Source organism: Pseudomonas sp. PDM13 (assembly GCF_025685765.1).
Classification (GTDB): domain Bacteria; phylum Pseudomonadota; class Gammaproteobacteria; order Pseudomonadales; family Pseudomonadaceae; genus Metapseudomonas; species Metapseudomonas solani.
On the sequence record NZ_JAOTQU010000025.1, the window covers coordinates 90,447 to 114,664 of the forward strand.

Here is a 24,218-nt window from a genome sequence, read left to right on the forward strand (position 1 = left end):
CTGGCGCCTGACTGTCACTGCGCGTTCATCTATGGGACCTAGACTGCGCGCACCACCTGATGAGGAGACAGGCCATGAGCTTGCAGAACAGCACTTCCACCCGCCGGGTCGTTCCGCTTCAACCCCAGCAACCCGTTGGCGGCTCGATAATCGATGCCCAGGGTCGGGAAATCCCCATTACCGAAGGCATGATCCAGCGCGCCTGCAAAGAGCTGGACAAGCACTGGGAAGGCGCCCGCAAACAGGCCTGATTCCCAGCGCTTCATTCGAAGGCCCGGGCATTCGCTCGGGCCTTTTCATTGGTGGGTCATTGGCGGGCCGCGGCCTCAGGCCAGCTCCGCCCCAAGCGCCCGCACCCACTGCGCCAGTTGCGGCGCCTCGCCCTGCAGGCGCACCCGCAGGCCGTCGATTTCCCGGCGCACCGGGTAGTGCTTGCGCAGGGCGTCGAAGGCCGCGCGGCGCTGGGCGGAGTCCCCCACCAGGCTGCGGCGGAAATCGGCATCGTCGCGGCGCGGGTCGTACACCGCGCGGCAGAGCATGGTCAACGCCCAGACCGGGTCGGCGCTGGCATCCAGGGTCAGTTCCGGCAACCAGGGCGCGGGCAGCAGTTCGTCCAGCTGCACCGTCTCCTCGATGCCTTCGGCGCGGCAGAAGGCCTGGTAGATCTGCGCGGTGCCGCGCAGCTTGCCGTCCAGGCTGTAGCCGGCGATGTGTGGCGTGGCGATGCGGCACAGTGCTGCCAGTTCGGGATCGGCCTCCGGCTCGCCTTCCCAGACGTCCAGCACGGCGCGGAGGTCCGAACGGGCCCGCAACGCATCGCGCAGCGCCCGGTTGTCCACCACCGCGCCCCGGCTGGCATTGATCAGCCAGCAGCCGGGCTTGAGCCGCGCCAGCTCGGCGGCCCCCAGCAGGTGGTGGGTGGGATGGGCGCCGCCCTTGTCCAATGGCGTGTGCAGGCTGATGGCATCGCACTGCTCCAGCACGGTGGCCAGGTCGACGTAGTCGCCACCCTCGGCCGCCTGGCGTGGCGGGTCGCAGACCAGCACCCGCCAGCCCAGGCCACGCAGCACCTCCACCAGGCGTCCGCCCACCTGGCCGGCGCCGACTACGCCGTAGGTGCGGGTCGAGGGCGCCACGCCCTCGTCTTCGGCCAGGGTCAGCAGGCTGCCCAGGACGAAATCCACCACGCCACGGGCATTGCAGCCGGGCGCGCTGGACCAGGCGATGCCGGCCTCGGCGAACCAGCCCAAGTCGAGATGATCGGTGCCGATGGTGCAGGTGCCGACGAAGCGCACCGCGCTGCCTTCCAGCAAGGCGCGGTCCACACGGGTCACCGAGCGCACCAGCAGCACCTCGGCGTCGCCCAGGGCGGCACGGTCGATGGCACGGCCCGGCATACGGCGGATGGGGCCGAAACCGCCGAAGAAGGCGTCGACCAGGGGGATGTTTTCGTCGGCGAGGATGCGCATGGTGCTCTCCAGGGGCAAGGCGGTCATTCTACGGAATCCCCCGACCCGGCGTCGCCCCAACCAGGTGCATCGCCCTCTTTCCTGACCGTGCCGTCAGCGCGTAGACTAGGCCGTCTTCCGCCTCCGCTGTCCCCCTATCGCCGGCAATCCCCTTGCCACGGCCAGGTCAGCGCCCGTTGCGAGCCCATCGCAGCCAGGCTTGCCCACCCCGTGGGCCACGAGCAATACGGACGCCACCGCCGTACCGGTGAACGCTTCACAGCCATGGAAAGACCCCCGTGACAAACCAAACTCGCCTCGACCGTATGCGTCGCGAATTGCGTGCTCTATTCACTCTTGCCCTGCCCATCATGATCGCCCAGCTCTCCCACTCGGCCATGGGCTTCGTCGACGCCGTGATGGCCGGCCGCGTCAGCCCGCGCGACCTGGCCGCCGTGGCTCTGGGTAACTCCATCTGGGTGCCGGTGTTCCTGCTGATGACCGGCACCCTCCTCGCCACCACGGCCAAGGTCGCCCAGCGCCACGGTGCCAACCAGGATGCCGAGATCGGCCCGCTGGTGCGCCAGGCCCTGTGGCTGGCGGTGGTCGTCGGCCTCGCCGGCGCCGGCCTGCTGCTCTGCGCCGAACCCGTGCTGCGCATGATGGGCGTGGAGGAAGACCTGGTGACCCCGAGCATGGGCTACCTCCACGGCATCGCCTTCGGCCTGCCGGCGGTGGCGCTCTACCAGGTGCTGCGCTGCTACAGCGATGGCCTGGGCCGCACCCGCCCGAGCATGGTGCTGGGCATCTGCGGGCTGCTGCTGAACATCCCGCTCAACTATGTGCTGATCTACGGCCACCTGGGCTTCCCGGCCATGGGCGGCGTCGGTTGCGGCTGGGCCAGCGGCACCGCCATGTGGCTGATGTTCTTCGGCATGCTGGCCTGGGTGAACATCGCCAAGGTGTACAAGCCGAGCGGCCTGTTCACCCACTTCGAGACGCCGCGCTGGGCGGTGATCAAGCGCCTGCTGAGCGTGGGCCTGCCCATCGGCATCGCGATCTTCGCCGAGTCGAGCATCTTCGCGGTGATCGCCCTGCTGATCGGCGGGCTGGGCGCCAACGTGGTGGCCGGGCACCAGATCGCGCTGAACTTCAGCTCGCTGGTGTTCATGATTCCCTACTCCCTGGCCATGGCCGTGACCGTGCGCGTCGGCCACTCCCTGGGGCGTGGCACGCCGCGTGACGCGCGCTTCTCCGCGGGTGTGGGCATGGCCACGGCGCTGGCCTATGCCTGCCTGTCGGCCAGCCTGATGCTGCTGTTCCGCGAGCAGATCGCCGCTATCTACACCCCCGATGCCCAGGTCATCGCGGTGGCCGCATCGCTGATCGTGTTCGCCGCGCTGTTCCAATTCTCCGATGCCATCCAGGTCACCGCCGCCGGCGCCCTGCGTGGTTACCAGGACACGCGGGTGACGATGATCCTCACCCTGTTCTCCTACTGGGGCATCGGCCTGCCCATCGGCTACCTGCTGGGGCTTACCGACTGGCTGGGCGAGCCCACCGGCCCGCGCGGCCTATGGCAGGGGCTGATCGCCGGCCTGACGGTGGCGGCGGTGATGCTGACCTTCCGCGTGGCCCGCAGCGCGCGCTCGCGCATCCGCAGCAGCGACCGCGTGACGGCCCTGGCCGAACCGGCCTGACGCCACACAGCAAGAAGCCCGCGCAATGCGGGCTTCTTTTTATCGAGTCGAGGCGGGCCTCATTCGGCCTTCTTGCGGATCCAGTACAGGTAGGTACCGGCCTCCTCGCCCTGCTCCACCAGCTCGTGGCCGAGGAACATGCAGAACTTGGGGATATCCCGCCGGGTCGACGGATCGGTGGCGATGACCTTGAGCAGGCCGCCGGACGGCAGGTCACGCACCTTGTTGTGCAGCATCATCACCGGCTCGGGGCAGTTGAGGCCGGTGGCATCGAGAATGGCATCAGGCTGATGGGACATGGGGTACTCCAGGAACAGGTCGCCATTGTGGCGTAAAAGCGCCGAGCACGCCCAGCCCGGCCGATGCCCGGCGCGGCTGGGCGCGCGGCCTCAGCGGTCCAGGCGACGCAGGTGGCAGGTCACTTCCTCGCGGTCGTGATAGAGCTGCTTGCAGGCGATGGAGACCTTGATCTTGCGCTTGCGGAAGCTGTCTTCCAGGCGCTGCAGCAGGCGCTGCACCTCGGCGTAGCGCTGCTTCATCGGCAGCTTGAGGTTGACCACCGCCTCGCGGCACAGCCCCTCGCCTATCCAGGTATCCAGCAGCGCGGCGTTGCGCGCCGGCTTCTCGACGATGTCGCAGACCATCCAGTCCACCGGTTGCTTGGGCTTGAAGGTGAAGCCGTCGACCATCAGGTGCTGCACCAGCCCGGTGTCCATCAGGCTCTCGGCCATGGGGCCGTTGTCGATGGCGGTGACCAGCATGCCGCGGCGTACCAGTTGGTAGGTCCAGCCACCCGGGGAAGCGCCCAGGTCGACGCCGGTCATGTCCTCGGACAGACGGGTGTCCCACTGCTCGCGGGGGATGAAGGTGTGCCAGGCCTCCTCCAGCTTGAGAGTGGAGCGGCTCGGCGCCTCGCGAGGGAATTTCAGGCGCGGGATGCCCATGGGCCAGAGCGCGGAGTTGTCCGCCTCGGCGAGGCCGGCGAACACCTCGCGGCCGCTGCGGAAGGTCAGCAGCAGGCGCGGCTTGCCCGGGTCATCCACCAAGCGGCCGGCCTTCTCCAGGGCCTTGCGCAGGGGCGCCTCGAACTTCTTGCAGAAATTCGACAGCTCCTTGCCTTCGTTGGTGTCCAGCACCTCCAGCCACAGGCTGCCGCAGACCGGGTAGTCGGCCAGGTGCTCCAGCAGCACGCTGATGCGGTCGGTCTCGGGCAGCGCAACGAAGGCGCCACGGGCCCACTGCCGCGGGAAGATCAGGCGCGCGAAGCGCTGGCCGCGCATCAGCCGCTCGGCGCCGTCGGCGTCCTGGCAGATGAACTCGGCATAGGCGCTGCTGGCCTTGCCCTTGGCGTAGCCGGGCACGTCCAGTCGGGCGGCCAGGTCGGATATCTCGGCGCACACCTCACCCTCGAAACCGGGGCGGCAGTGCAGGAACAGGCTATTCATCGGGGTGTCTCCTTGGCCGCGCACTATAGAGCCGAAGCGCCCGATTTCACACAGCGGCGGATGGAAAAATCCTACGCCAGCGGTGATGAACCAGGAGGAACCATGGTGCCGGGACCAGAGTCTTGAACATGGCAGCCCTTGCTAAGCAGAGCTAGTTTCTAGGGTTGTGTTCGTATGCCGGCCCATGCCGTGTGGGCCACAAGGAGATAGCACATGCCTTCTTTGGATAGCCTGAACAGCCGCCGCACCCTCGAGGTGGACGGCAAGACCTATCACTACTTCAGCCTGCCAGAGGCCGCCAAGAGCCTCGGCAGCATCGACAAGCTGCCCCTGTCCCTGAAAGTGCTGCTGGAAAACCTGCTGCGCTGGGAAGACAACGAAACCGTCGGCCCCGAAGACCTCGAAGCCCTGGTGGCCTGGCAGAAGACCCGCAGCTCCGAGCGCGAGATCCAGTACCGCCCGGCGCGGGTATTGATGCAGGACTTCACCGGCGTACCCGCCGTGGTCGACCTGGCCGCCATGCGTGACGCCGTGGCCAAGGCCGGTGGCGACCCGCAGAAGATCAACCCGCTGTCCCCGGTGGACCTGGTGATCGACCACTCGGTGATGGTGGACCGCTTCGCCAGCCCCGAGGCCTTCGAGCAGAACGTCGAGATCGAGATGGAGCGCAACGGCGAACGCTACGCCTTCCTGCGCTGGGGCCAGAACGCCTTCGACAACTTCAGCGTGGTTCCGCCGGGTACCGGCATCTGCCACCAGGTCAACCTCGAGTACCTGGGCCGCACCGTCTGGACCCGCGACGAGGACGGCAAGACCTACGCCTTCCCCGACACCCTGGTGGGCACCGATTCCCACACCACCATGATCAACGGCCTCGGCGTGCTCGGCTGGGGCGTGGGCGGCATCGAGGCGGAGGCGGCCATGCTCGGCCAGCCGGTGTCGATGCTGATTCCCGAGGTGATCGGATTCAAGCTCAGCGGCAAGCTGAAGGAGGGCATCACCGCCACCGACCTGGTGCTCACCGTCACCCAGATGCTGCGCAAGAAGGGCGTGGTGGGGAAATTCGTCGAGTTCTACGGCGACGGCCTCGCCGACCTGCCCCTGGCCGACCGCGCCACCATCGCCAACATGGCCCCGGAATACGGCGCCACCTGCGGCTTCTTCCCGGTGGACGACATCACCCTCGGCTACCTGCGCCTCTCCGGCCGCCCGGAGTCCACGGTCAAGCTGGTGGAAGCCTACTGCAAGGCCCAGGGCCTGTGGCGCAACGCCGGTGACGAACCGGTGTTCACCGACAGCCTGGCCCTGGACATGGGTACGGTGGAAGCCAGCCTGGCCGGCCCCAAGCGCCCGCAGGACCGGGTGCCGCTGACCCAGGTGGCCAGCACCTTCGACGATCTCATCGCCCTGCAGCTCAAGCCCAGCGCCAAGGAGGACGGCCGCCTGCTCAGCGAGGGCGGCGGCGGTACCGCCGTCGGCGGCAACGTGCAGAGCGGCGTGATGGACTACGAGTACGAAGGCCGCACTCATCGCCTGAGCGACGGCGCGGTGGTGATCGCCGCCATCACCTCCTGCACCAACACCTCCAACCCCAGCGTGATGATGGCCGCCGGCCTGGTGGCGAAGAAGGCCGTGGAAAAGGGCCTGACCCGCAAACCCTGGGTGAAGAGCTCCCTGGCGCCCGGTTCCAAGGTGGTGACCGAGTACTTCGCCGCCGCCGGGCTGACGAAGTACCTCGACGAGCTGGGCTTCGACCTGGTGGGCTACGGCTGCACCACCTGCATCGGCAACTCCGGCCCGCTGCTGGACCCCATCGAGAAAGCCATCCAGCAGGGCGACCTGACCGTGGCCTCGGTGCTCTCGGGCAACCGCAACTTCGAAGGCCGCGTGCACCCGCTGGTGAAGACCAACTGGCTGGCCTCCCCGCCGCTGGTGGTGGCCTATGCCCTGGCCGGCAGCGTGCGCCTGGACATCAGCCGCGAACCGCTGGGCGAAGGCAAGGACGGCAAGCCGGTGTACCTGAAGGACATCTGGCCGAGCCAGAAGGAGATCGCCGACGCCATCGCCAAGGTGGACACCGCGATGTTCCGCAAGGAATACGCCGAAGTCTTCGCCGGCGACGAGAAGTGGCGCGCCATCCAGGTGCCCGAAGCGGACACCTATGCCTGGCAGGCTGACTCAACCTACATCCAGCACCCACCCTTCTTCGCCGATATCGCCGGTGCGCCGCCCAAGGTGGAAGACGTGCAAAAGGCCCGGGTCCTCGCCCTGCTGGGGGACTCGGTGACCACCGACCACATCTCCCCCGCCGGCAACATCAAGGCCGACAGCCCCGCCGGGCGCTACCTGCGGGAGAACGGCGTGGAGCCACGGGACTTCAACTCCTACGGCTCGCGGCGCGGCAACCACGAAGTGATGATGCGCGGCACCTTCGCCAACATCCGCATCCGTAACGAGATGCTCGGTGGCGAGGAAGGTGGCAACACCCTGCACGTGCCCAGCGGCGAGAAGCTGGCCATCTACGACGCGGCCATGCGCTACCAGGAGGAAGGCACGCCGCTGGTGATCTTCGCCGGCAAGGAATACGGCACCGGCTCCTCCCGCGACTGGGCGGCCAAGGGCACCAACCTGCTGGGGGTCAAGGCGGTGATCGCCGAGAGCTTCGAGCGCATCCACCGCTCCAACCTGGTGGGCATGGGCGTGCTGCCGCTGCAGTTCAAGGACGGCACCGACCGCAAGAGCCTGGGCCTGACCGGCAAGGAGACCATCAGCATCCACGGCCTCAGTGGCGTCAAGCTGCGCCCGCACATACCGCTGACCCTGGAGATCACCCGCGAAGACGGCGCCACGGAGAAGGTCGAGGTGCTGTGCCGCATCGACACCCTCAACGAGGTGGAGTACTTCAAGGCCGGCGGCATCCTCCACTACGTGCTGCGCCAGTTGCTGGCCAGCTGACCCGGGAGACCTGTAGGGGCGAACCAGAAGCGGGCGAATGAATTCGCCCCTACAACCTTCCCGACCCTCTCTTTGTAGGGGCGACTTCAGTCGCCCAATCCCGTGGGAGCGGTTTCAAGCGCGATGGGCTCGGTGCCGGAAATCGCGAATGAATTCGCTGCCGCCCATCCCCCCTGAAGATCATGTGTCGTTCGGATAGTGCCGCGCCAGGAAGCCCAGCAGATGGGCGTTCACCTCGCGCGGCTTTTCGTTCTGCAGCCAGTGCCCGCACTCGGCGATCACGTGCTGCTCCAGCTCGGGCACGCTGCGCGGCATGACCTTGATGCTGTGGGCTTCGAGGGTGCCGACCGGGTCCTTGTCGCCGATGAGGAACAACGCCGGCTGCAGCACCTGGCGGCCTTGCAGCGGCTCGTTGCGCTGCCAGCTGCGCTCGAAGTTGCGGTACCAGTTGAGCGCACCATGGAAGCCGCGCCCCTCGAAGGTCTTCAGGTATTCGGCGAAGGCGGCCTCGTCGCACCAGTCCGGCAATCGGCCGGGGTCCTGCATGCCGTCGAACAGGGTCGCGCCGGCGGGTTTGTCCTGGAGGAAGAAGTCCCGGGGCACGGCGGCGGAGCTGTTGTGCATCATCATCCGCAGGGTGCGCGGTATGTCGGCATCCAGCTCACGCTCGGCGACGCCCGGCTCCTGGAAATAGAGGATGTAGTTGAAGCGGTCGGCGAAGTGCTGACGCATCGCCTCGGTGGCCGGTTGCTTCGGGCGGCCACCGAAGGGCACCGCCATGCCCACCACCGCCTTGACCCGCTGCGGCTCCAGCAGGGCCAGGTGCCAGGCCACCGGGGCGCCCCAGTCGTGGCCGATGACGCAGGCCTCGTGCTGGCCGAGGGCGTCCATGGCGGCCTGGATGTCGCCGCAGAGGGTGATCAGGTCATAGGCGGCGGGGTCGGCCGGGGCACTGCTGCTGCCGTAGCCGCGCATCTCCGGCACCAGCACCCGGTAGCCGGCGGCCAGCAACGGCTCGATCTGGTTGCGCCAGGAATGCCAGCATTCCGGGAAGCCGTGCAGCAGCCACAGCGGCCGCCCATCCTCGGGGCCGGCGCAATGCAGGCCGAGCTGGATGCCGTTGACCTCCAGCAGGCGATGTTCGAGCGCGCTCATGGGCTTTCCTTCATCCGTAGCGGTGCAGGCGCCCACTATGACAAAGGCGCGCCCTGGGGCACGCCTTTATCGATATCGCGAATGCTCGGGACTCAGCCTTGCGCGGTGGCCCAGTCGATCAGGCCGAACTGCCAGGTGGCGAGGATCAGCAAGCCGAAGCCGATGCGGTACCAGGCGAAGACGGCGTAGCTGTGGTTGCCGATGAACTTGAGCAGGGCGCGCACGGCAATCATCGCGAAGATGAATGAAACCACGAAGCCGAGGGCGAATACCGGCAGGTCCGCCGGCTGGAACAGGTGGCGATACTTGTAGCCCGAGTAGACCGCCGCGCCGACCATGGTGGGCATGGCGAGGAAGAAGGAGAACTCGGTGGCCGCCTTGCGCGACAGGCCGAACAGCAGGCCGCCGATGATGGTGGCGCCGGAGCGCGAGGTGCCGGGCACCAGTGCCAGGCACTGGGCCAGGCCCACCTTGAGGGCCTGCTTCCAGTTCATGTCATCCACCGTCTCGGCCTGGATCGCATGCTCGCGGCGCTCGGCCCACAGCATGATCACCCCGCCGATCACCAGGGCGGTGGCGACGGTGATGGGGTTGAACAGGTAGTGGTGGATCAGGTCGGCGAAGGCCACGCCCAGCACCACGGCCGGGAAGAACGCCACCAGCAGGTTGCCGGTGAAACGCTGGGCACTGCGCTCGCGGGGCAGGCCGACCACCACCTCGAGGATCTTGCGCCGGTATTCCCAGACCACGGCGAGGATGGCGCCGAGCTGGATGATGATGTTGAACGCCTGGAAGCGTTCGCCGCCGAAGCCGATCAGATCAGCGACTATGATCTGGTGGCCGGTGCTGGAGATCGGCAGGAACTCCGTAATGCCTTCGACAACGCCCAGTATCAGGGCCTGAAAGGCCGTCCAAAAATCCATCGGAACTCCCCAAGGCGCGCCAAGCGGCGGCCTGCTCTTGCGAATGTGTAAGTGATATGGCCCCAGGCGGGTACCGCGCGCGGCTGAGACCAGCCACGAGGACGCGGGTTCCCGGCCGACGATCTGTTATCAGGTTTGCCGGCCAAGGGCCGAAATGCTATCAGACATGCTATGGATTCGCGCGCGGCAAAGACCGCTCCGGAACGCGAAATCCGCTGCCGAACAATAACAAGCCAGGAGCGCCGGACCATGAATCTTCGCAGTCTGCCCATCAGCCGCCGTCTCTGGCTGATCCTCATCGTCTCGGTGTCGATGCTGGTGATCCTCGGGGTGGTGATGCTCCAGCAGATCCACACCGACCTGCTGCACGGCAAGGAACTCAAGACCCAGCACGTGGTGCAGACCGCCGCCGGCGTGTTGCAGCACTTCCAGGCCCAGGAAGCCGCCGGCACCCTGCCCCGCGAGGAGGCGCAGAAGCAGGCCATGCAGGCCATCCGCGCCCTGCGCTACGACAAGAACGACTACTTCTGGATCAACGACCTGACCCCGCGCATGGTCATGCACCCGACCAACCCGAAGCTGGAGGGGCAGGACCTCTCCGGCTACAAGGACCCGGACGGCAAGCCGCTGTTCAACGACATGGTGGCCGTGGCCCGCAGCAAGGGTGCCGGCTTCGTCGACTACCGCTGGCCCAAGCCGGGCGCCAGCGACCCGGTGCCCAAGGTGTCCTATGTGCAGTTGTTCGAGCCCTGGGGCTGGGTGATCGGCTCGGGCATCTATATCGACGACATGCAGGGCGAGTTCTGGTCCCAGGCCCTGCACGCCTCGGCCATCGGCCTGGTGATCGCCCTGATCATGGCGGTGCTGGTGGTGGTGATCGCCCGCAGCATCACCCGCCCGCTCGAGGAAGTGGTCGCCGCCATGGCCGCCATCGCCAGCGGTGAGGGCGACCTGACCAGCGCCCTGGACAGCCAGGGGCGCGACGAGATCACCGCACTGTCCGGCCACTTCAACGCCTTCACCAGCAAGCTGCGCGGGGTCATCCGCCAGTCGCTGGACGCCGCCGGTGCCCTGGACCAGGCCGCCGGCTCCCTCGGTGGCATCGCCAGCAACGGCCAACGGCAGAGCGAACAGCAGTCCCAGCAGATGGAACTGGTGGCCACGGCCATCAACGAGGTCACCTATGGCGTGCAGGACGTGGCGAAGAACGCCGAGCACGCCGCCAGTGAAGTGCGCACCGCCGAAGACCAGGCGCGCCTCGGCCAGAGCAACATCGACAGCAGCCTGCGGCAGATCGGCCAGCTGTCCGACACCATCGCCCAGGCGGTGGAGGTGATCCGCTCGCTGGCCGAGGAAAGCTCGCAGATCGGCTCCGTGCTGGAGGTGATCCGCTCCATCGCCGAACAGACCAACCTGCTGGCGCTGAACGCCGCCATCGAAGCCGCCCGCGCCGGCGAACAGGGCCGCGGCTTCGCCGTGGTGGCTGACGAGGTACGCCTGCTGGCCCAGCGCACGCAGAAATCCACTGCCGAGATCCACGGCATGATCGAGCGCCTGCAGGGCAACTCCGAGGCGGCGGTGAAGGTGATCAACGAAAGCAGCCGCGCCTCGCAACTGACCGTGGAGCAGGCCAGCCAGGCCGGCGAGAGCCTGGGGCAGATCGCCCAGTCGCTGCGCAACCTCACCGGGCTCAATGCCTCCATCGCCAGCGCCACCCTGCAACAATCCCACGTGGTGGAAGACATCAACCAGAATGTGACCCAGGCAGCCAGCCTGGCCCATGACAACGCGATGGCTTCAGAGCAGACTAGCGCCGCCAGCCAGCAGCTCAGCCAACTGGCCGAACAATTGAACCGCTTGTTGAGACAATTCCGCGTTTGAGGACCGGCATGGGCAACATGGAACACCAAGAGGTCGACCTCGGCCAACAGCAGAACCAGGACCTGATCTGGGACCTGGACAGCATCGCCCGCCGCGAGCTGGCCGAGCGGTTCATCCGCCTCTTCGAGAACCGCCTGTGCGTGTACTCCGAGTCCACGCGCCAGCTGTACACCAACTACGACCTGCACTTCCCCGCCGACCTCGGGCGCAAGATGGTGGTGCTGCCGAACCCCTATGCCTTCCACGACACCCTGCACGGGATCGAGGCCAGCGCAGTGCTCAAGACCGGCCTCTGCGTGCTGCCCGGCGTGGTGCTCGGCAAGCCGGGCCTGCTGCTCAGCACGCGCATCGAGGAAGGCGGGCCGAAGCCCAAGACCATGCCCTTCAAGCCGGCGCTGGCGCAGATCATCAGCAACCAGCGCAAGCGCGGCGACGTGTTCCTGCCGATTCTGATGAAGGGCGACCTGCGCGAGTTCGACCAGCAGATGCCTTACATCCACCTGCACCGCCTGCAGGTGCACAAGCTGCCGCACCTCTCCACCTTCGAGCGCGACGATATCCAGCAGAGCATCACCCGCAAGCTGCTGATGCTCTACCGCCAGGCCGACAGCCTGGTTTGCTGAGGCTTGCCCCGGGCGCCCGGTAAACCGGGCAGCAGGGGCAAGACCGGGCATCGCCCTCCTGGCTAGAGTCGACCCACGACCCGCCAAGGAAACCCACCGCCATGCCCTGGTACCTCGAAGCCCCGCTGAGCGTCATCGCCGGCCTGCTGCTGGCCAACTTCATCGAATGGTTCTTCCACAAGCATGTGCTCCACGGCCTGGGCCGGGTGCGCGGGCGCTTCTGGAGCTTCCATTTCCACGAACACCATGGCAACGCCCGCCGCCATGGGTTCCGCGACCCCTGCTACGAACGCTTCCCGCTGGGCCTGCACGCTCAGGGCAAGGAAGCCTGGGCGCTGCTGCTGGCGAGCCTGGCCGCGAGCCCGCTGTGGCTGTTGGCGCCCTGGTTCACCGCGACGCTCTGGTACTGCGCGGCGAACTACTACCGTGTGCACCGTCGCTCCCACGAAGACCCGGACTGGGCCCGCAGCCACCTGCCCTGGCACTACGACCACCACATGGGCCCCAACCCCCATGCCAACTGGTGCGTGACCCGGCCCTGGTTCGACCACCTGCTGGGCACACGCGAGCCCTACCTGGGCACCGAACGCGAACGCCAGGACCAGCAACGCCTCGCAACCAGGGCGCCCGCCGCCGGCTGAAGCCGTTACAATCGGCGGCTTATTTCACGAGGGCCGCCCGTGTCGCCACTTGAACTCTTCGCCGCCGCGATCGGCGTGCTGGCCGTCTGGCTCACCACCCGGCAGAACCGCTGGTGCTGGCCCATCGGCCTGGTCATGGTGCTGATCTATGCCTGGATCTTCTTCGAGGTGAAGCTCTACTCCGACATGCTGTTGCAGATGATCTACGCCGTGCTGCAGCTGTACGGCTGGTGGCAGTGGACCCGAGGCGGAGATCGCCACGAGGGCCGCGAGGTGACGCGCCTGGCACGCAACGGCCTGTTGCTGAGCCTGGCCCTCGGTACCGCCGGCGCCTTGAGCCTGGGCTACCTGATGGCCACCCACACCGACGCCGCGGCGCCCTGGCTGGACGCCGCCCTCACCGCCTTCAGCCTGGTGGCCCAGGTCTGGATGGCACAGAAGCGCCTGGAATGCTGGGCCCTGTGGATAGTGGTGGACGTGATCTTCGTCGGCCTGTTCATCAGCAAGGCGCTGTACCTGACCGCCGCGCTCTACGTGCTGTTCACCCTGCTGGCCGTGCACGGCTGGCGCCAATGGCGGCAGCCGCAGGCGAGCCCAGCATGAAGGTGGTGGTGCTGGCGGGGCCGGAATCCAGTGGCAAGAGCTGGCTGGCGAGTGAGTTACAAGCGCGCTTCGGCGGCGAGGTGGTCAGTGAGTACGTGCGCGACTTCATCGACGAGCAGCGCCGCGACACCTGCTACGCCGACATCCCTGCCATTGCCCGTGGCCAGCTGCAGCGCGAAGACGCGGCCCGCGCCCGGCGCCCTGCCCTGCTGATCCTCGACACCCATCTGCTGAGCAACATGCTCTGGAGCCGCACCCTGTTCGGCGACTGCCCCGCCTGGCTGGAGACCGAGTTGCTGGCACGGCACTACGACCTGCACCTGCTGCTGCGTCCTGAAGGGGTGGAGTGGCTGGGCGATGGCCAGCGCTGCCAGCCGGAGCTGAGCGAACGCCAGGCCTTCTTCAGCGCCAGCCAGGACTGGCTGGTGGCCAACGGGCAGCGCTTCGAGGTGTTGGGCGGTGACTGGCAGGAGCGCCAGCGCCTGGCCCTGGCGGCGGTGGCGCGATTGCTGGCGGGCTAGGCGCGAGCAGCCGGCGCCGGCAGTTCCACCAGCACACGCAGCCCGCCGAGGGGGCTTTCCAGCAAGCGGATGCTGCCGCCCCAGGCGTCGACGATGTCCCGCACGATGCCCAGCCCCAGGCCGTGACCGGCGACCTGTTCGTCCAGCCGCGAGCCCCTGTCCAGCACCGACTCGCGCTGTTCCTCGGCGATGCCGGGGCCGTCGTCGTCTACGCTCAGGCGGTAGCTGCCAGCCTGCACGGAGATGGACAGCAGCACCTGGGTCTCGGCCCATTTGCAGGCGTTGTCCAGCAGGTTGCCCAGCAGCTCCAGCAGGTCTTCGCGGTCCCAGGGCAGGCGCAGCCCGGCGGCGGCGTCCCAGTCCAGGTCGAGCTGGCTGTCATGGATCATCGACAGGGTATTGAACAGCCCCGGCAACTCCGCATCGCAATCGAAATGCGCGCCCGGCAACGCTTCCCCGGCCAGGCGCGCGCGGCCCAGTTCCCGGGCCAGGCGTTGCTGGATCTGTTCCAGCTGCTCGGCCAGGGTGGCGCGCAGCTCCGGGTGCTCGCGCAGCTCGTCGCGGGATTCCAGGCTGACCAGCACCGCCAGAGGCGTCTTCAACGCGTGGCCAAGGTTGCCCAGGGCGTTGCGCGAGCGGCGCAGGGTGTCTTCGGTGTGGGCCAGCAGGTGGTTGACCTGGCCCACCAGCGGCTCCAGCTCCAGGGGCACGCGGGCGTCCAGTTCGCTGCGCTGGCCCTGCTGCAGCTGGGCGATCTGCCGGCGCACCCGCTCCAGCGGGCGCAGGGCGCGGCGCACGGTATAGCGTTGCAGGGCGAGCACCAGCAGCAAGGCGGCAGCCCCCAGGGCGACACCCGTCCACTGCACGCGACGGAAGCTGTCGAGGATGGGCGTGTAGTCCTGGGCCACGGCGATGCTCACCTGGCGGCCGAAGCGGCGGTAGTCACCGCGATAGGTCAGCAACTGCTGGTCGTTGGGGCCGGGCAGCAGCTCGGCGGTGAGGCCGGGCCGCTCGGGCATGGCGAGCTCAGTATCCCAGAGGGAGCGCGAGCGCCAGGGTTTGTCATCGATGCGGATCAGGAAGTAGCGCCCGGAATAGGGCTGCTGGTGCACCGGATTGAGCTTCTGTTCGTCCAGCTGGATGCCGTTGGGCCCGCGCACCAGAGCGGCCAGCAGGCTTTCCGCCTCGCTGCGCAGGTTGCCTTCCAGGTGGCGGCGCAGGCCGTCGTCGAACAGCCACAGGCTGACCTGGGCCAGCAGCAGCCCGACCACCAGCAGCAGGGTCACCAGGCCGATGCTGAGCTGGCGCTGGATGGACCTCACTCGGTGGCACCGGTGAAGCGGTAGCCCTGGCCTCGGCGGGTTTCGATCACGGTGCGGCCGAGCTTGCGCCGCAGGTGGTTGACGTGGACCTCGATGACGTTGGAATCGCGCTCGGTCTCGCCATCGTAGAGGTGCTCGGCCAGGTGGCTCTTGGACAGCAACTGGCCGGGGTGGAGCATGAAGTAGCGCAGCAGGCGGAACTCGGCGGCGGTCAGGTCCACCTCTTCGCCGCCCCGGGTGACGCATTGGCGCCCCTCGTCCAGCTGCAGGCCGGCCGCTTCCAGGTGCGGCTGGTTGGCCAGGCCGCGGGCGCGGCGCAGCAGCGACTGGATGCGCAGGGCCAGCTCCTCCGGGTGGAAGGGCTTGGTCAGGTAGTCATCGGCGCCGGCCTTGAGGCCTTCGATACGCTCGGCCCAGGAGTCCCGCGCGGTGAGGATCAGCACCGGTGTGGCCAGGCCGCCGGCGCGCCACTCGCGCAGCACGTCGAGGCCGGGGCGCCCGGGCAGGCCGAGGTCCAGCACGATCAGGTCATAGGGTTCGCTGGCCCCCTGGTGGGCGGCGTCGCGGCCGTCGGCCAGCCAATCCACCGCGTAGCCCTGGCGGCCGAGCCCGGCCAGCAGTTCGTCCGCCAGGGGTACGTGATCCTCAACCAGCAGCAGGCGCATCAGTCATCTTCCTCGTCCTTCAGGATGCGACCGTCACGGGCATCCAGTTCCAGTTCCCGCACCACGCCTTCGGTGGTCAGCAGCTCGACTTCGTAGACATAGACATCGTCTTCCTCTTCCAGCTCCGCTTCCAACAAGCGAGCCCCGGGGTACAACCCCAGGGCTCGGTGCAGCAGTTGCTCGAGGGGCATGATCACGCCTTCCTCGCGGAGCTTCAGGGCTTCGTCCTGGTCCAGGTCACGGGCGACCGCTTCGAGGGCGAAGACCGCCAGGACCAGGGCGACGATGCCGCTGTAGCGCATGATCAGTCGCATCAGTCGTCCTGGTGATCCTTGAGGATCTGGCCATTGGTGGCGTCCAGCTCCAGGTCCCACTGCACGCCCTGGGGATCACGCAGTTCCACCTGGTAGATGTAGCGGCCGTATTCCTCTTCCAGCTCGGTCTCGTTGACGGTGGAGCCGGGGTGCTTGGCGATGGCGGCGGCGTTGAGCTTCTCGAACGACTGGATGGTGCCGGCGTCACGCAGCTTCAGGGCTTCGTCCGGTCCCAGGTCACGGGCCTGGGCGATACCGGCAGTGGCAGCGAGGGTGGCAACGGCGAACAGGGCAGTGAGTTTTTTCATGGTGCATCTCCTTGGGGGGATATCTGTCTTCGATGGGTACACCTTAGCGAAGGCCAATTAACTCAAGCTGAATTTACGGCCGCTTCGCTCAGTGCAGTCGATATCCCGGTTTCCGCCAATCATTCCCTGCGCATGGGCATGGGCGCATCATTCACGCGGTGAAGGCGCTTGGACTGACGGCGCGGGCCACTATAATCGCTGCCTCGCTTTTTTCGGAGGCCCCCATGAGCGCCATTCACATCAAGTCGCCCGCCCTCACCCTGCGCGCCGGCAGCCGTGCCCTGGCACGCATCCGCGAGCGCGGCCTGCAGCCGGCCGACGTGAAGATTCTTCCCGGCGCCGCCGGCGGCCCCAAGGCACTCGGCATCCAGGGCCTTGACCTGGCGCTGTTCGGCGACTGGCTGCCGCGCGCCCCCCAGGAGCGCTCGCTGATCGGCGCCTCCATCGGCTCCTGGCGCTTCGCCAGCGCGTGCCTGCCGGATGCCGCCAAGGGCATCAGCCGTCTGGGCGAGCTGTACACCGCGCAGCGCTTCCCCAAGGGCGTGACCATGGCCGAGGTCAGCCGCCTCTGCGCGCAGATGCTCGACCAGTTGCTGGACGGCCAGGACGAACAGGTGCTGAGCAACCCGCATTACCGCCTCAACGTGGTCGTGGTGAAGAGCCACGGCCTGCTCGCCCATGATCGCCGTGGCGCGCTGGGCCTGGGACTGGGTTCGGTGATCGGCTCCAACCTGCTGGGGCGCCCGCGCCTGGCCCGGCATTTCGAGCGGGTGATCCTGCATGACGGCCGCTTGGCCCCGCCCCTCGCCGCATTGGAAGACTTCCCCTCGCGCTGCCTGGCCCTGGACGCCGGCAACCTGCGCCACGCCCTGCTCGCGTCCGGCTCTATCCCCATGGTGATGGAAGGTGTGCGCGACATCCCCGGCGCCGGCCCCGGTACCTACCGCGACGGCGGCCTGCTCGACTACCACCTCGACCTGCCCTACAGCGGCGACGGCGTGGTGCTCTACCCGCACTTCACCGACAAGGTGATTCCCGGCTGGTTCGACAAGGGCCTGCCCTGGCGCCGTGGCGACGCGGTGCGCCTGCAGGACGTGCTGCTGCTGGCCCCCTCGCGGGCGTACCTGGCCACCCTGCCCCACGGCAAGCTGCCGGACCGCAAGGACTTCACCCGCTACCTGGGCGACGACGCCGGCCGCGAGCGCTACTGGCGCAAGGCGATGAGCGAGAGCCAGCGCCTGGGCGACGAGTTCCTCGAACTGGTGGACAGCGGCCGCCTCGCCGAGCGCCTGCAACCGCTCTGATCGGCCCGATTGCCGCGCGGCCTGCCTCGGGGTAGGCTGCCGCGCGACGATTCAGGGAGAGAACCGATGAAGCTCGCCGTCGCCATCATCCATGGCATTGGCAACCAGCAGGACCTGCGTGACGACGACGGCCAGCACAGCTTCGCCCAGGGGCTAATCCGCGGCCTGCGCAAACGCCTGGGCAGCGACGCCGAGCAGATCGCCTTCCAGAGCTGCTATTGGGCCAGCGTGCTGGACAAGCGTGAGCAGGCCTATCTCGACCGCCTGGAGCGCGAGCCCGTGACCTGGCGCTGGCTGCGCGAAGCGGTGACGCTGTTCCTCGGCGACGCCAGCGGTTACCGCCAGGTCAGCCAGGCCTACGACACCACCTATGAAGAAGTGCACCAGTGCCTGCGCGCCGGCCTCAACGCCCTGCGCGCCCGGGTCGGCCCAACCACGCCGCTGGTGGTGCTGGCCCATTCGCTGGGCGGGCACATCTTCTCCAACTTCATCTGGGATCAGCAGAAACTCAACGACACGCCGAGCTGCCCGCGCGACCCGTTCATCGCGCTGGAGACACTGGCCGGGCTGGTCACCTTCGGCTGCAATATCCCCCTGTTCACCTTCGCCTACGATCCCGTGCAACCCATCCGCTTCCCCGGCCATTGCCTGGAGGAACGGGTGCGCGAACAGGCGCGCTGGCTGAATGTCTATGCCCCGGCAGATGCGCTCGGCTACCCGCTGCGGCCCCTGCAGAACTACGCTGCCGTCGTGCAGGAGGACCGCGCCATGCCGGTCGGCCCCTGGTACAAGCGGCACACACCCCTGAGCCATATGGAGTATTGGGAAGATGCGCGTTTTCACCGTTACCTGGCAGGCCATCTGCGCCAGTTGCTTGCTGCTTGCGATGAGCCCCAGCCAGGCGGCGCCGGACGCCCGGAGCCAGCAAGAGATAGCGGGGCTGCTGACGTTCGTGGCGTCGAGTGGCTGCCTGTTCATCCGCAACGGCAGTGAATACGAAGCCACTGAGGCTCGCGACCACCTGAAGAAGAAGCTCGACTACCTGGAAGACAAGGGCCTGGTGGACTCAAGCGAGGACTTCATCGCCCGCGCCGCCACCGAGAGCAGCATGAGCGGCAAGCCGTACAAGGTGCGCTGCAACGGCCAGGAACAGCTCTCCGCCGAGTGGCTGAAGGCCGAGCTGGCGCGCCTGCGCGCAGCCCGGCCCTGAGTCTCAACCCGGCTGGCCGTCCACCCGCGCGCGGCAGAACATCGGCGCATAGTGCGCCAGGAACAGCGCGAAGGCGGCCAGCCAGCATATACCGGCCAGGGGCAATGCCAGGTTCGGCAGCAGCCCCGGCAGGAAGACCCGCGCCACCGCACCGCAATTGACCAACGCGAAGGCGACGCCCATCGCCTTCGGCGGGGACAGCGGCCGACCGGTATGGCCGAGGCTGACGCGGGCCAGCATCGCCAGGATCAGCCCCCCCATCGCCCCCACCGCCAGCGCGTGCAGCGGCAGGCTCGGGTTGCCCAGCAGTCCCAGGTGCCACAGCGCCTGGCCGAGCGGCGCCACCACCAGCCAGGCGAAGGCCAGGTGCAGTGACCAGAGCAGCGGCACGCGCCAGATGCCCGCGTTATACCAGCGCCCCAGGCGCACGGCGTTGCCCAGTGCCAGGCAGGCGAACGGCAGCGCCACCCAGGGGCTGGCCTTCAGCGCCAGGCCCGAAGCGGTCAGCACCGCCACCAACAAGGCACACCCGAGGGTGGCGCGATCCAGCCACGGCAGCGCTTTCACCTGCTGGGTGAGGCCGAGGCCACGCTGGGTGAAGAAGGGAATCACCCGCCCGCCGATCAGGCCCATCAGCGCCGCGATCAGCCACATCGCCGCGAGCACGCCCTGGCGCTGCAGCCCGTCGTCGCCCAGTGCCAGGCCGGTCAATACCAGGGCATCGGCGCTGCCGAGCAGGAGCAATACGGCCACTACCGGGTAGTTGTTGCGCTGGCGCACCTGCCACAGGCTGCGGCCGATGACGAGGGCCAGCAGCGGCAGGAAAGCGGCTTGCAAGGGGACCAGCATGACCAGCGGGGCACCCAGCAACCACGCCAGGCGCGCGGCGAGCCAGAGTGCGGCGAGCAGCATCAGCGGGCGCCCGGAGAGCCCTGCCCTGCCCGTCCAGTTCTGCACGGCGGTCAGCAGGAAGCCGGCGATGATGGCGACGCCGAAACCGAAGGGCATTTCATGGCGATGCCAGGCTAGCCAGCCACCCACGGGTTGCCAGACGGCAAGATGGCCGGCGAGCGCGGCGAGCCAAAGGGCGATGGCGATCAGCGCGAAGAGCCCGCCGGCGAGGAAGAAGGGGCGGAAGCCAAGGCGCCAGAGCGGCGCGATGGCCAATTCCCGTTTACGGTCACGCAACTGCATGGAGCGCCTCCTTGCGCAGTTGGTATTGGGCGGTAAGGCGCATGACGTAGCCAAGCTTCAGCAGCGTGGGCCCGAAGATGACCATGCCGTGGAAGGCGATCAGCGGCAGCAGGCCGAAGAACTGGTCGAGCATGTAGCCGCACAGGATGCCGACCAGCAGCATGATCAGGCCAACCCACAGCACCTGGTTAGCGAAGCGCAGAAGAGCGTCGGGGGAGTTGAAGAAGGTCATGGTGGTTTCCTCGTTCAAGGCCCGGCGCCTCTTGAGCGCCGGGCGGGGTCGATCAGCTGTCGAGGGCACTGGCGGGCCCGAAGAACTCGTAGTGGCATTGCTCGCCGGGTACGCCCAGCGCCTTCAGGTGCTTCTTCACCTGGGCCATGAAGGGCTTGGGCCCGAGGAAGTAGGCGTCCAGGTCGCGCTCGGCCGGCAGCCAGCCCGCCAGGCGCTCGTGGGTGAGGAAGCCGGTGCCGTCGGCACGATCGCTTGCGGCCGGCTCGCTGTAGCAGACGAAGTGCTGGAGGTTCGGGCGCCGGGCGGCAATCTCTTCCACCCAGTCGCGGAAGGCGTGTACCGCCCCGTTGCGCGCGCAGTGGATGAAGTGGATCGGCCGGTCACTGTGCTGCGCCACTTCGAGCATCGCCAACGCAGGGGTGATACCGACACCCGCCGTGATCAGCACCAGGGGTTTGCGGCTGGGGCGCAGGACGAAATCGCCGGCCGGCGCGAACAGTTCGACGCGATCGCCTTCGACGATATGGTCGTGGAGGAAGTTGGAGACCTTGCCGCCCTTTTCACGCTTGACGCTGATGCGGTAGGAGCGGTCATTGGCGGCAGCGGACAGGGAGTAGTTGCGCCGCGCTTCTTCGCCATCGATTTCCAGGCGCAGGCCGATGAACTGGCCGGGTGCGAAATCCAGCACCGCGCCACCGTCTTCGGGCACCAGGTGGAAGGAGGTGATTTCCTCGCTCTCCGCGACCTTGCGCTCGACGATGAAGCCGCGCGCGCCGCGCCAGCCGCCGGGGGCTTCGGCGCTGGCGGCATAGATTTCCTCTTCCGAACCGATCAACAGGCCGGCGAGCAGCTCATAGGCTTGGGCCCAGGCGTCTATGACTTCGTCCGTGGCGATGTCTTCGCCCAGTACTTCACGGATGGAGCGCAGCAGGCAGTCGCCAACGATCGGGTAGTGCTCGGGGAGGATCTGCAGGGCGACGTGCTTGGCGACGATGCGGCTGACCAGCGGGCCGAGCACTTCGAGCTGGTCGATGTGGCGGGCGTACATCAGTACACCGTTGGCGAGGGCGCGAGCCTGGTCGCCGCTGGCCTGGTGGGCCTGGTTGAACAGGGGACGCACTTGCGGATACTCGGTGAGCATCATCTTGTAGAAGTGGGTGGTGAGGGCTTCGCCACCGGTCTCCAGCAGGGGGACGGTGGATTTGACGATTGCACGCACTTGGCTGGACAGCATGGTTGGACTCCGTTTTTTTAGCTGGGTCTGAATCACGCTGTAGGTATTACATCTTCCGTGCCAGGTTTTAATTTATTTAAAATCAACTAGTTGTAGTTTTACGAGTTGTTTTGACTACAATCAATTTCGAGTCAATCCGACATCAAGAAGTCAATATGACAACTCCATCCTTGCTGCAGACGCTCATCCCCCTGGTGACCGATCTTTCTCGCGACCTGCCGGAGCGCGAACGCTATCGCCGCCTCCTTGGCGCATTGCGCGACCTGTTGCCTTGCGACGCCACCGCCCTGCTGCAGCTCGATGGCGAACAGCTGGTACCGCTCGCAGTGGACGGGCTGAGCGCGGATACCTTGGGGCGACGTTTCAAGGTCACCGAACACCCGCGCCTGCAAGCGCTGCTGGAGAATCGCGGGCCGACCCGTTTCCCAGCCGACTGCGACCTGCCCGATCCCTACGACGGCCTGGTGGAAGGCCACCTGGAGCACCTGGAAGTACATGATTGCCTCGGCTGCCCGCTGTTCCTGGATGATCGTCCCTGGGGCCTTCTGACGCTGGATGCATTGAACCCGTCGCGCTTCTCCAGCGAGGACCTGCAAACCCTGGACAACTTCGCCGTCCTGGCAGCCGCTACGGTGAAAGCAGCCGAGCGTATGCACGGACTGGAACGCCTAGCAGCGGACGAGCAGCAGCGGGCGGAGGTCTATCGCCAGGCCGCTGGACAGGCACGGCCGCAGGAAATGATCGGCCAGAGCCCTGCGCACAAGGCGCTGGTGGAGGAGATCGCCGTGGTCGGCGGCAGTGAGCTGACGGTGTTGATCAGCGGCGAAACGGGTGTCGGCAAGGAGTTGGTGGCCCAGGCGATCCACGCCAAGTCGCCACGCAGCAACCAGCCACTCATCAGCCTCAACTGCGCAGCCCTGCCGGACACCCTGGTGGAGAGCGAGCTGTTCGGCCATGTGCGTGGCGCCTTCTCCGGTGCCGTGGGCGACAGGCGCGGCAAGTTCGAGCTGGCCGACGGTGGCAGCCTGTTCCTCGACGAGGTGGGCGAGCTCCCCCTGGCGATCCAGGCGAAGCTGCTGCGGGTGTTGCAGAGTGGCCAGTTGCAGCGGGTGGGTTCGGATCGCGAGCACCGGGTGAACGTACGGGTGATCGCCGCCACCAACCGCGACCTGGCTGAGGAAGTGCGCCATGGCCGCTTCCGCGCCGATCTCTACCATCGTCTCAGCGTCTACCCCATGCGTGTACCGCCGCTGCGTGATCGTGGCCGTGATGTGCTGCTGCTCGCCGGCTTCTTCCTGGAGAACAACCGCGCCCAACTGGGGCTGCGCAGCTTGCGCCTCAGCCAGGATGCCCAAACCGCCCTCCTCGGCTACGACTGGCCGGGCAACGTACGGGAGCTGGAACACCTGATCGGGCGGGCGGGGCTCAAGGCGCGGGTGTCGCAGCCGGATCGGCCGCGCATCCTCACCCTGACGGCAGCGGACCTGGCATTACCGAGCTCGGGAGCTCCTGCGCAAGTGAACGAGACGGACGTCGAAGAGCTGCCAGCCGCTGTCGGCGATCTGCGCGCGGCGGTAGACGTCTATCAGCAGCGACTGGTGACCGCAGCGCTGGAGCGCAACGAAGGCAACTGGGCCGCAGCCGCTCGGGAGCTGGGACTGGATCGCGCCAACCTGCTGCGTCTGGCCAAGCGCCTGGGCATCAAGTGACGGAGAGGCGGCTCGTCCGGTGAGCGGTAAAGGGTAGGAGGAACTGGTAAACTCCCGCCCCTTCCAGGCCGGTACCGGGCCGTCATCTTCAGAGCGTCATTCGTGGAACTGTTCAAGGAATTCATCTTCGAGGCGGCTCATCGCCTCCCTCACGTCCCCGCCGGCCACAAGTGCGGGCGTCTGCACGGCCACTCCTTCCGCGTCGCCATCTACATCGAAGGCGAAGTCGATCCCTATACCGGCTGGATACGCGATTTCTCCGAGATCAAGGCGATCTTCAAGCCGCTCTATGAGCAGCTTGATCACAACTACCTGAACGACATTCCTGGCCTGGAAAACCCCACCAGCGAAGTGCTCGCCAAGTGGATCTGGCAACAGCTCAAGCCGCTACTACCCGAGCTCAGCCGCGTGCGCATCCACGAGACCTGCACCAGTGGTTGCGAGTACCGCGGTGACTGACTCTTCTCCTGCGCAAATGCAAAAGGCCACCCTAGGGTGGCCTTTTTGTTGTGCGTAGATCCTGCCGATCATATCGCCTGTGTAGTCAGGCGTGGGCCGGATGTAGCCCGGACTTCAGTCCGGGGGCTCTTCGGCTCAGCGGAAATAACGGGATCGGCTGCAGCAAGACTCATAAGCATGGCAGCCCTTTGGGCTGCTTGGCGACCGAAGTCGCCCCTACAGTCGCCCCGGAGAGCCGTGCCATTGCACCTTGGCTTCCATTCTCGGGAGTCCGCTCTGCCAGGCGTTTATATCGCCGCGCCAACTTTTCCGCGGCGCAAAGTCAAACCCCCGACCTTCTTACGAAGATCGGGGGTTTGGTATAGGTGCTTG

25 protein-coding genes are annotated in these 24,218 nt (G+C 67.1%); 13 read left to right on the forward strand and 12 right to left on the reverse strand.

Annotated features, from left to right (window positions below; genetic code table 11):
* Window positions 1-74: 74 nt before the first annotated feature.
* Complete coding sequence (locus OEJ36_RS23590; protein WP_021216831.1) at window positions 75-251, forward strand: PA1571 family protein; 177 nt, start codon at window positions 75-77, stop codon at window positions 249-251.
* Window positions 252-326: 75 nt separating this feature from the next.
* Here the strand turns inward: OEJ36_RS23590 and pdxB are convergent, their stop codons facing one another.
* Window positions 327-1,469 carry a 4-phosphoerythronate dehydrogenase PdxB gene (gene pdxB, locus OEJ36_RS23595; protein ID WP_263403613.1) on the reverse strand — a complete coding sequence of 381 codons (1,143 nt, stop codon included), beginning with the start codon at window positions 1,467-1,469 and terminating at the stop codon, window positions 327-329.
* A 305-nt stretch (window positions 1,470-1,774) separates the two neighbouring features.
* Here pdxB and OEJ36_RS23600 point away from each other — a divergent pair, with 305 nt between their 5' ends.
* Window positions 1,775-3,148 (forward strand): MATE family efflux transporter, encoded by a 1,374-nt coding sequence (locus OEJ36_RS23600; protein ID WP_263403614.1) that lies wholly within the window; start codon window positions 1,775-1,777, stop codon window positions 3,146-3,148.
* 59 nt (window positions 3,149-3,207) lie between these two features.
* On the opposite strand, the gene tusA is transcribed toward OEJ36_RS23600, so the two are convergent.
* Entirely contained in the window at window positions 3,208-3,447 is a 240-nt protein-coding gene (tusA, locus tag OEJ36_RS23605) for a sulfurtransferase TusA (RefSeq protein WP_263403597.1), read from the reverse strand.
* A 90-nt stretch (window positions 3,448-3,537) separates the two neighbouring features.
* A complete protein-coding gene (gene rlmM, locus OEJ36_RS23610) occupies window positions 3,538-4,593 on the reverse strand; it encodes a 23S rRNA (cytidine(2498)-2'-O)-methyltransferase RlmM (protein WP_263403598.1) in 1,056 nt (351 codons plus the stop codon).
* Window positions 4,594-4,806: 213 nt separating this feature from the next.
* On the opposite strand from rlmM, the gene acnA reads away from it, so the two are divergent.
* Window positions 4,807-7,548 carry an aconitate hydratase AcnA gene (gene acnA / locus OEJ36_RS23615; protein WP_263403599.1) on the forward strand — a complete coding sequence of 914 codons (2,742 nt, stop codon included), beginning with the start codon at window positions 4,807-4,809 and terminating at the stop codon, window positions 7,546-7,548.
* Window positions 7,549-7,728: 180 nt separating this feature from the next.
* Here the strand turns inward: acnA and OEJ36_RS23620 are convergent, their stop codons facing one another.
* Window positions 7,729-8,703 (reverse strand): alpha/beta fold hydrolase, encoded by a 975-nt coding sequence (locus OEJ36_RS23620; protein WP_263403600.1) that lies wholly within the window; start codon window positions 8,701-8,703, stop codon window positions 7,729-7,731.
* A 92-nt stretch (window positions 8,704-8,795) separates the two neighbouring features.
* Entirely contained in the window at window positions 8,796-9,626 is an 831-nt protein-coding gene (locus OEJ36_RS23625) for an undecaprenyl-diphosphate phosphatase (RefSeq protein ID WP_263403601.1), read from the reverse strand.
* Between the two features lie 249 nt (window positions 9,627-9,875).
* Between OEJ36_RS23625 and OEJ36_RS23630 the strand changes: the two genes are divergently transcribed.
* From OEJ36_RS23630 to OEJ36_RS23650, 5 genes are all read left to right on the forward strand, one after another.
* A complete protein-coding gene (locus tag OEJ36_RS23630) occupies window positions 9,876-11,507 on the forward strand; it encodes a methyl-accepting chemotaxis protein (RefSeq protein ID WP_263403602.1) in 1,632 nt (543 codons plus the stop codon).
* A gap of 17 nt (window positions 11,508-11,524) precedes the next feature.
* The gene (locus tag OEJ36_RS23635) at window positions 11,525-12,130 is read left to right on the forward strand and encodes a hypothetical protein (protein WP_263403603.1); all 606 of its coding nucleotides are present in this window, start codon (window positions 11,525-11,527) and stop codon (window positions 12,128-12,130) included.
* A gap of 101 nt (window positions 12,131-12,231) precedes the next feature.
* Window positions 12,232-12,771, forward strand: coding sequence for a hypothetical protein (locus tag OEJ36_RS23640; RefSeq protein WP_263403604.1), 540 nt, complete (start codon window positions 12,232-12,234; stop codon window positions 12,769-12,771).
* A gap of 39 nt (window positions 12,772-12,810) precedes the next feature.
* Window positions 12,811-13,374 (forward strand): nicotinamide riboside transporter PnuC, encoded by a 564-nt coding sequence (pnuC, locus tag OEJ36_RS23645; RefSeq protein ID WP_043246466.1) that lies wholly within the window; start codon window positions 12,811-12,813, stop codon window positions 13,372-13,374.
* On the forward strand, window positions 13,371-13,895 hold the full coding sequence (locus tag OEJ36_RS23650) for an AAA family ATPase (RefSeq protein WP_263403615.1): 525 nt from the start codon (window positions 13,371-13,373) through the stop codon (window positions 13,893-13,895). The genes pnuC and OEJ36_RS23650 overlap by 4 nt, the downstream gene beginning before the upstream one ends.
* Here OEJ36_RS23650 and OEJ36_RS23655 read toward each other — a convergent pair.
* The 4 genes from OEJ36_RS23655 to OEJ36_RS23670 are packed head-to-tail and all read right to left on the reverse strand — an operon-like array spanning window position 13,892 to window position 16,504.
* The gene (locus tag OEJ36_RS23655; protein ID WP_263403605.1) at window positions 13,892-15,217 is read right to left on the reverse strand and encodes a sensor histidine kinase; all 1,326 of its coding nucleotides are present in this window, start codon (window positions 15,215-15,217) and stop codon (window positions 13,892-13,894) included. The genes OEJ36_RS23650 and OEJ36_RS23655 overlap by 4 nt on opposite strands.
* Window positions 15,214-15,882, reverse strand: a complete 669-nt coding sequence (locus OEJ36_RS23660) for a response regulator transcription factor (protein WP_021216817.1) — start codon at window positions 15,880-15,882, stop codon at window positions 15,214-15,216. Before OEJ36_RS23660 ends, OEJ36_RS23655 begins: the two co-directional genes overlap by 4 nt.
* Window positions 15,882-16,196 carry a PepSY domain-containing protein gene (locus tag OEJ36_RS23665; RefSeq protein WP_184492279.1) on the reverse strand — a complete coding sequence of 105 codons (315 nt, stop codon included), beginning with the start codon at window positions 16,194-16,196 and terminating at the stop codon, window positions 15,882-15,884. Before OEJ36_RS23665 ends, OEJ36_RS23660 begins: the two co-directional genes overlap by 1 nt.
* Window positions 16,196-16,504, reverse strand: coding sequence for a PepSY domain-containing protein (locus tag OEJ36_RS23670; protein ID WP_021216815.1), 309 nt, complete (start codon window positions 16,502-16,504; stop codon window positions 16,196-16,198). Before OEJ36_RS23670 ends, OEJ36_RS23665 begins: the two co-directional genes overlap by 1 nt.
* Before the next feature lie 224 nt (window positions 16,505-16,728).
* Between OEJ36_RS23670 and OEJ36_RS23675 the strand changes: the two genes are divergently transcribed.
* The 3 genes from OEJ36_RS23675 (at window position 16,729) to OEJ36_RS23685 (ending at window position 19,018) form a co-directional block, all read left to right on the forward strand.
* Entirely contained in the window at window positions 16,729-17,808 is a 1,080-nt protein-coding gene (locus tag OEJ36_RS23675; RefSeq protein WP_263403606.1) for a patatin-like phospholipase family protein, read from the forward strand.
* 66 nt (window positions 17,809-17,874) lie between these two features.
* A complete protein-coding gene (locus OEJ36_RS23680) occupies window positions 17,875-18,801 on the forward strand; it encodes a hypothetical protein (protein ID WP_263403607.1) in 927 nt (308 codons plus the stop codon).
* Window positions 18,761-19,018, forward strand: a complete 258-nt coding sequence (locus OEJ36_RS23685) for a DUF5329 domain-containing protein (RefSeq protein WP_263403608.1) — start codon at window positions 18,761-18,763, stop codon at window positions 19,016-19,018. Before OEJ36_RS23680 ends, OEJ36_RS23685 begins: the two co-directional genes overlap by 41 nt.
* A 3-nt stretch (window positions 19,019-19,021) precedes the next feature.
* Here the strand turns inward: OEJ36_RS23685 and OEJ36_RS23690 are convergent, their stop codons facing one another.
* Genes OEJ36_RS23690 through hmpA form a run of 3 tightly spaced genes read right to left on the reverse strand, consistent with a single transcriptional unit; the run spans window position 19,022 to window position 21,678 of the window.
* On the reverse strand, window positions 19,022-20,212 hold the full coding sequence (locus OEJ36_RS23690) for an NnrS family protein (RefSeq protein ID WP_263403609.1): 1,191 nt from the start codon (window positions 20,210-20,212) through the stop codon (window positions 19,022-19,024).
* A complete protein-coding gene (locus OEJ36_RS23695) occupies window positions 20,199-20,444 on the reverse strand; it encodes a transmembrane sensor/regulator PpyR (RefSeq protein WP_263403610.1) in 246 nt (81 codons plus the stop codon). Before OEJ36_RS23695 ends, OEJ36_RS23690 begins: the two co-directional genes overlap by 14 nt.
* A 52-nt stretch (window positions 20,445-20,496) precedes the next feature.
* Entirely contained in the window at window positions 20,497-21,678 is a 1,182-nt protein-coding gene (gene hmpA, locus OEJ36_RS23700; protein ID WP_263403611.1) for an NO-inducible flavohemoprotein, read from the reverse strand.
* Between the two features lie 155 nt (window positions 21,679-21,833).
* Here hmpA and norR point away from each other — a divergent pair, with 155 nt between their 5' ends.
* Both norR and queD read left to right on the forward strand, forming a co-directional pair.
* The gene (gene norR, locus OEJ36_RS23705; protein ID WP_263403612.1) at window positions 21,834-23,387 is read left to right on the forward strand and encodes a nitric oxide reductase transcriptional regulator NorR; all 1,554 of its coding nucleotides are present in this window, start codon (window positions 21,834-21,836) and stop codon (window positions 23,385-23,387) included.
* 102 nt (window positions 23,388-23,489) lie between these two features.
* Window positions 23,490-23,846, forward strand: a complete 357-nt coding sequence (gene queD / locus OEJ36_RS23710) for a 6-carboxytetrahydropterin synthase QueD (RefSeq protein WP_043247051.1) — start codon at window positions 23,490-23,492, stop codon at window positions 23,844-23,846.
* The last annotated feature ends 372 nt before the right edge of the window (window positions 23,847-24,218 follow it).

Excerpts from the sequence above, each read along its gene's own strand:
- OEJ36_RS23590 (WP_021216831.1), top strand. The coding sequence starts at position 75 with ATGAGCTTGCAGAACAGCACTTCCACCCGCCGGGTCGTTCCGCTTCAA.
- pdxB (WP_263403613.1), bottom strand. The coding sequence starts at position 1,469 with ATGCGCATCCTCGCCGACGAAAACATCCCCCTGGTCGACGCCTTCTTC.
- OEJ36_RS23600 (WP_263403614.1), top strand. The coding sequence starts at position 1,775 with ATGCGTCGCGAATTGCGTGCTCTATTCACTCTTGCCCTGCCCATCATG.
- tusA (WP_263403597.1), bottom strand. The coding sequence starts at position 3,447 with ATGTCCCATCAGCCTGATGCCATTCTCGATGCCACCGGCCTCAACTGC.
- rlmM (WP_263403598.1), bottom strand. The coding sequence starts at position 4,593 with ATGAATAGCCTGTTCCTGCACTGCCGCCCCGGTTTCGAGGGTGAGGTG.
- acnA (WP_263403599.1), top strand. The coding sequence starts at position 4,807 with ATGCCTTCTTTGGATAGCCTGAACAGCCGCCGCACCCTCGAGGTGGAC.
- OEJ36_RS23620 (WP_263403600.1), bottom strand. The coding sequence starts at position 8,703 with ATGAGCGCGCTCGAACATCGCCTGCTGGAGGTCAACGGCATCCAGCTC.
- OEJ36_RS23625 (WP_263403601.1), bottom strand. The coding sequence starts at position 9,626 with ATGGATTTTTGGACGGCCTTTCAGGCCCTGATACTGGGCGTTGTCGAA.
- OEJ36_RS23630 (WP_263403602.1), top strand. The coding sequence starts at position 9,876 with ATGAATCTTCGCAGTCTGCCCATCAGCCGCCGTCTCTGGCTGATCCTC.
- OEJ36_RS23635 (WP_263403603.1), top strand. The coding sequence starts at position 11,525 with ATGGAACACCAAGAGGTCGACCTCGGCCAACAGCAGAACCAGGACCTG.
- OEJ36_RS23640 (WP_263403604.1), top strand. The coding sequence starts at position 12,232 with ATGCCCTGGTACCTCGAAGCCCCGCTGAGCGTCATCGCCGGCCTGCTG.
- OEJ36_RS23650 (WP_263403615.1), top strand. The coding sequence starts at position 13,371 with ATGAAGGTGGTGGTGCTGGCGGGGCCGGAATCCAGTGGCAAGAGCTGG.
- OEJ36_RS23660 (WP_021216817.1), bottom strand. The coding sequence starts at position 15,882 with ATGCGCCTGCTGCTGGTTGAGGATCACGTACCCCTGGCGGACGAACTG.
- OEJ36_RS23665 (WP_184492279.1), bottom strand. The coding sequence starts at position 16,196 with ATGCGACTGATCATGCGCTACAGCGGCATCGTCGCCCTGGTCCTGGCG.
- OEJ36_RS23670 (WP_021216815.1), bottom strand. The coding sequence starts at position 16,504 with ATGAAAAAACTCACTGCCCTGTTCGCCGTTGCCACCCTCGCTGCCACT.
- OEJ36_RS23675 (WP_263403606.1), top strand. The coding sequence starts at position 16,729 with ATGAGCGCCATTCACATCAAGTCGCCCGCCCTCACCCTGCGCGCCGGC.
- OEJ36_RS23680 (WP_263403607.1), top strand. The coding sequence starts at position 17,875 with ATGAAGCTCGCCGTCGCCATCATCCATGGCATTGGCAACCAGCAGGAC.
- OEJ36_RS23690 (WP_263403609.1), bottom strand. The coding sequence starts at position 20,212 with ATGCAGTTGCGTGACCGTAAACGGGAATTGGCCATCGCGCCGCTCTGG.
- OEJ36_RS23695 (WP_263403610.1), bottom strand. The coding sequence starts at position 20,444 with ATGACCTTCTTCAACTCCCCCGACGCTCTTCTGCGCTTCGCTAACCAG.
- hmpA (WP_263403611.1), bottom strand. The coding sequence starts at position 21,678 with ATGCTGTCCAGCCAAGTGCGTGCAATCGTCAAATCCACCGTCCCCCTG.
- norR (WP_263403612.1), top strand. The coding sequence starts at position 21,834 with ATGACAACTCCATCCTTGCTGCAGACGCTCATCCCCCTGGTGACCGAT.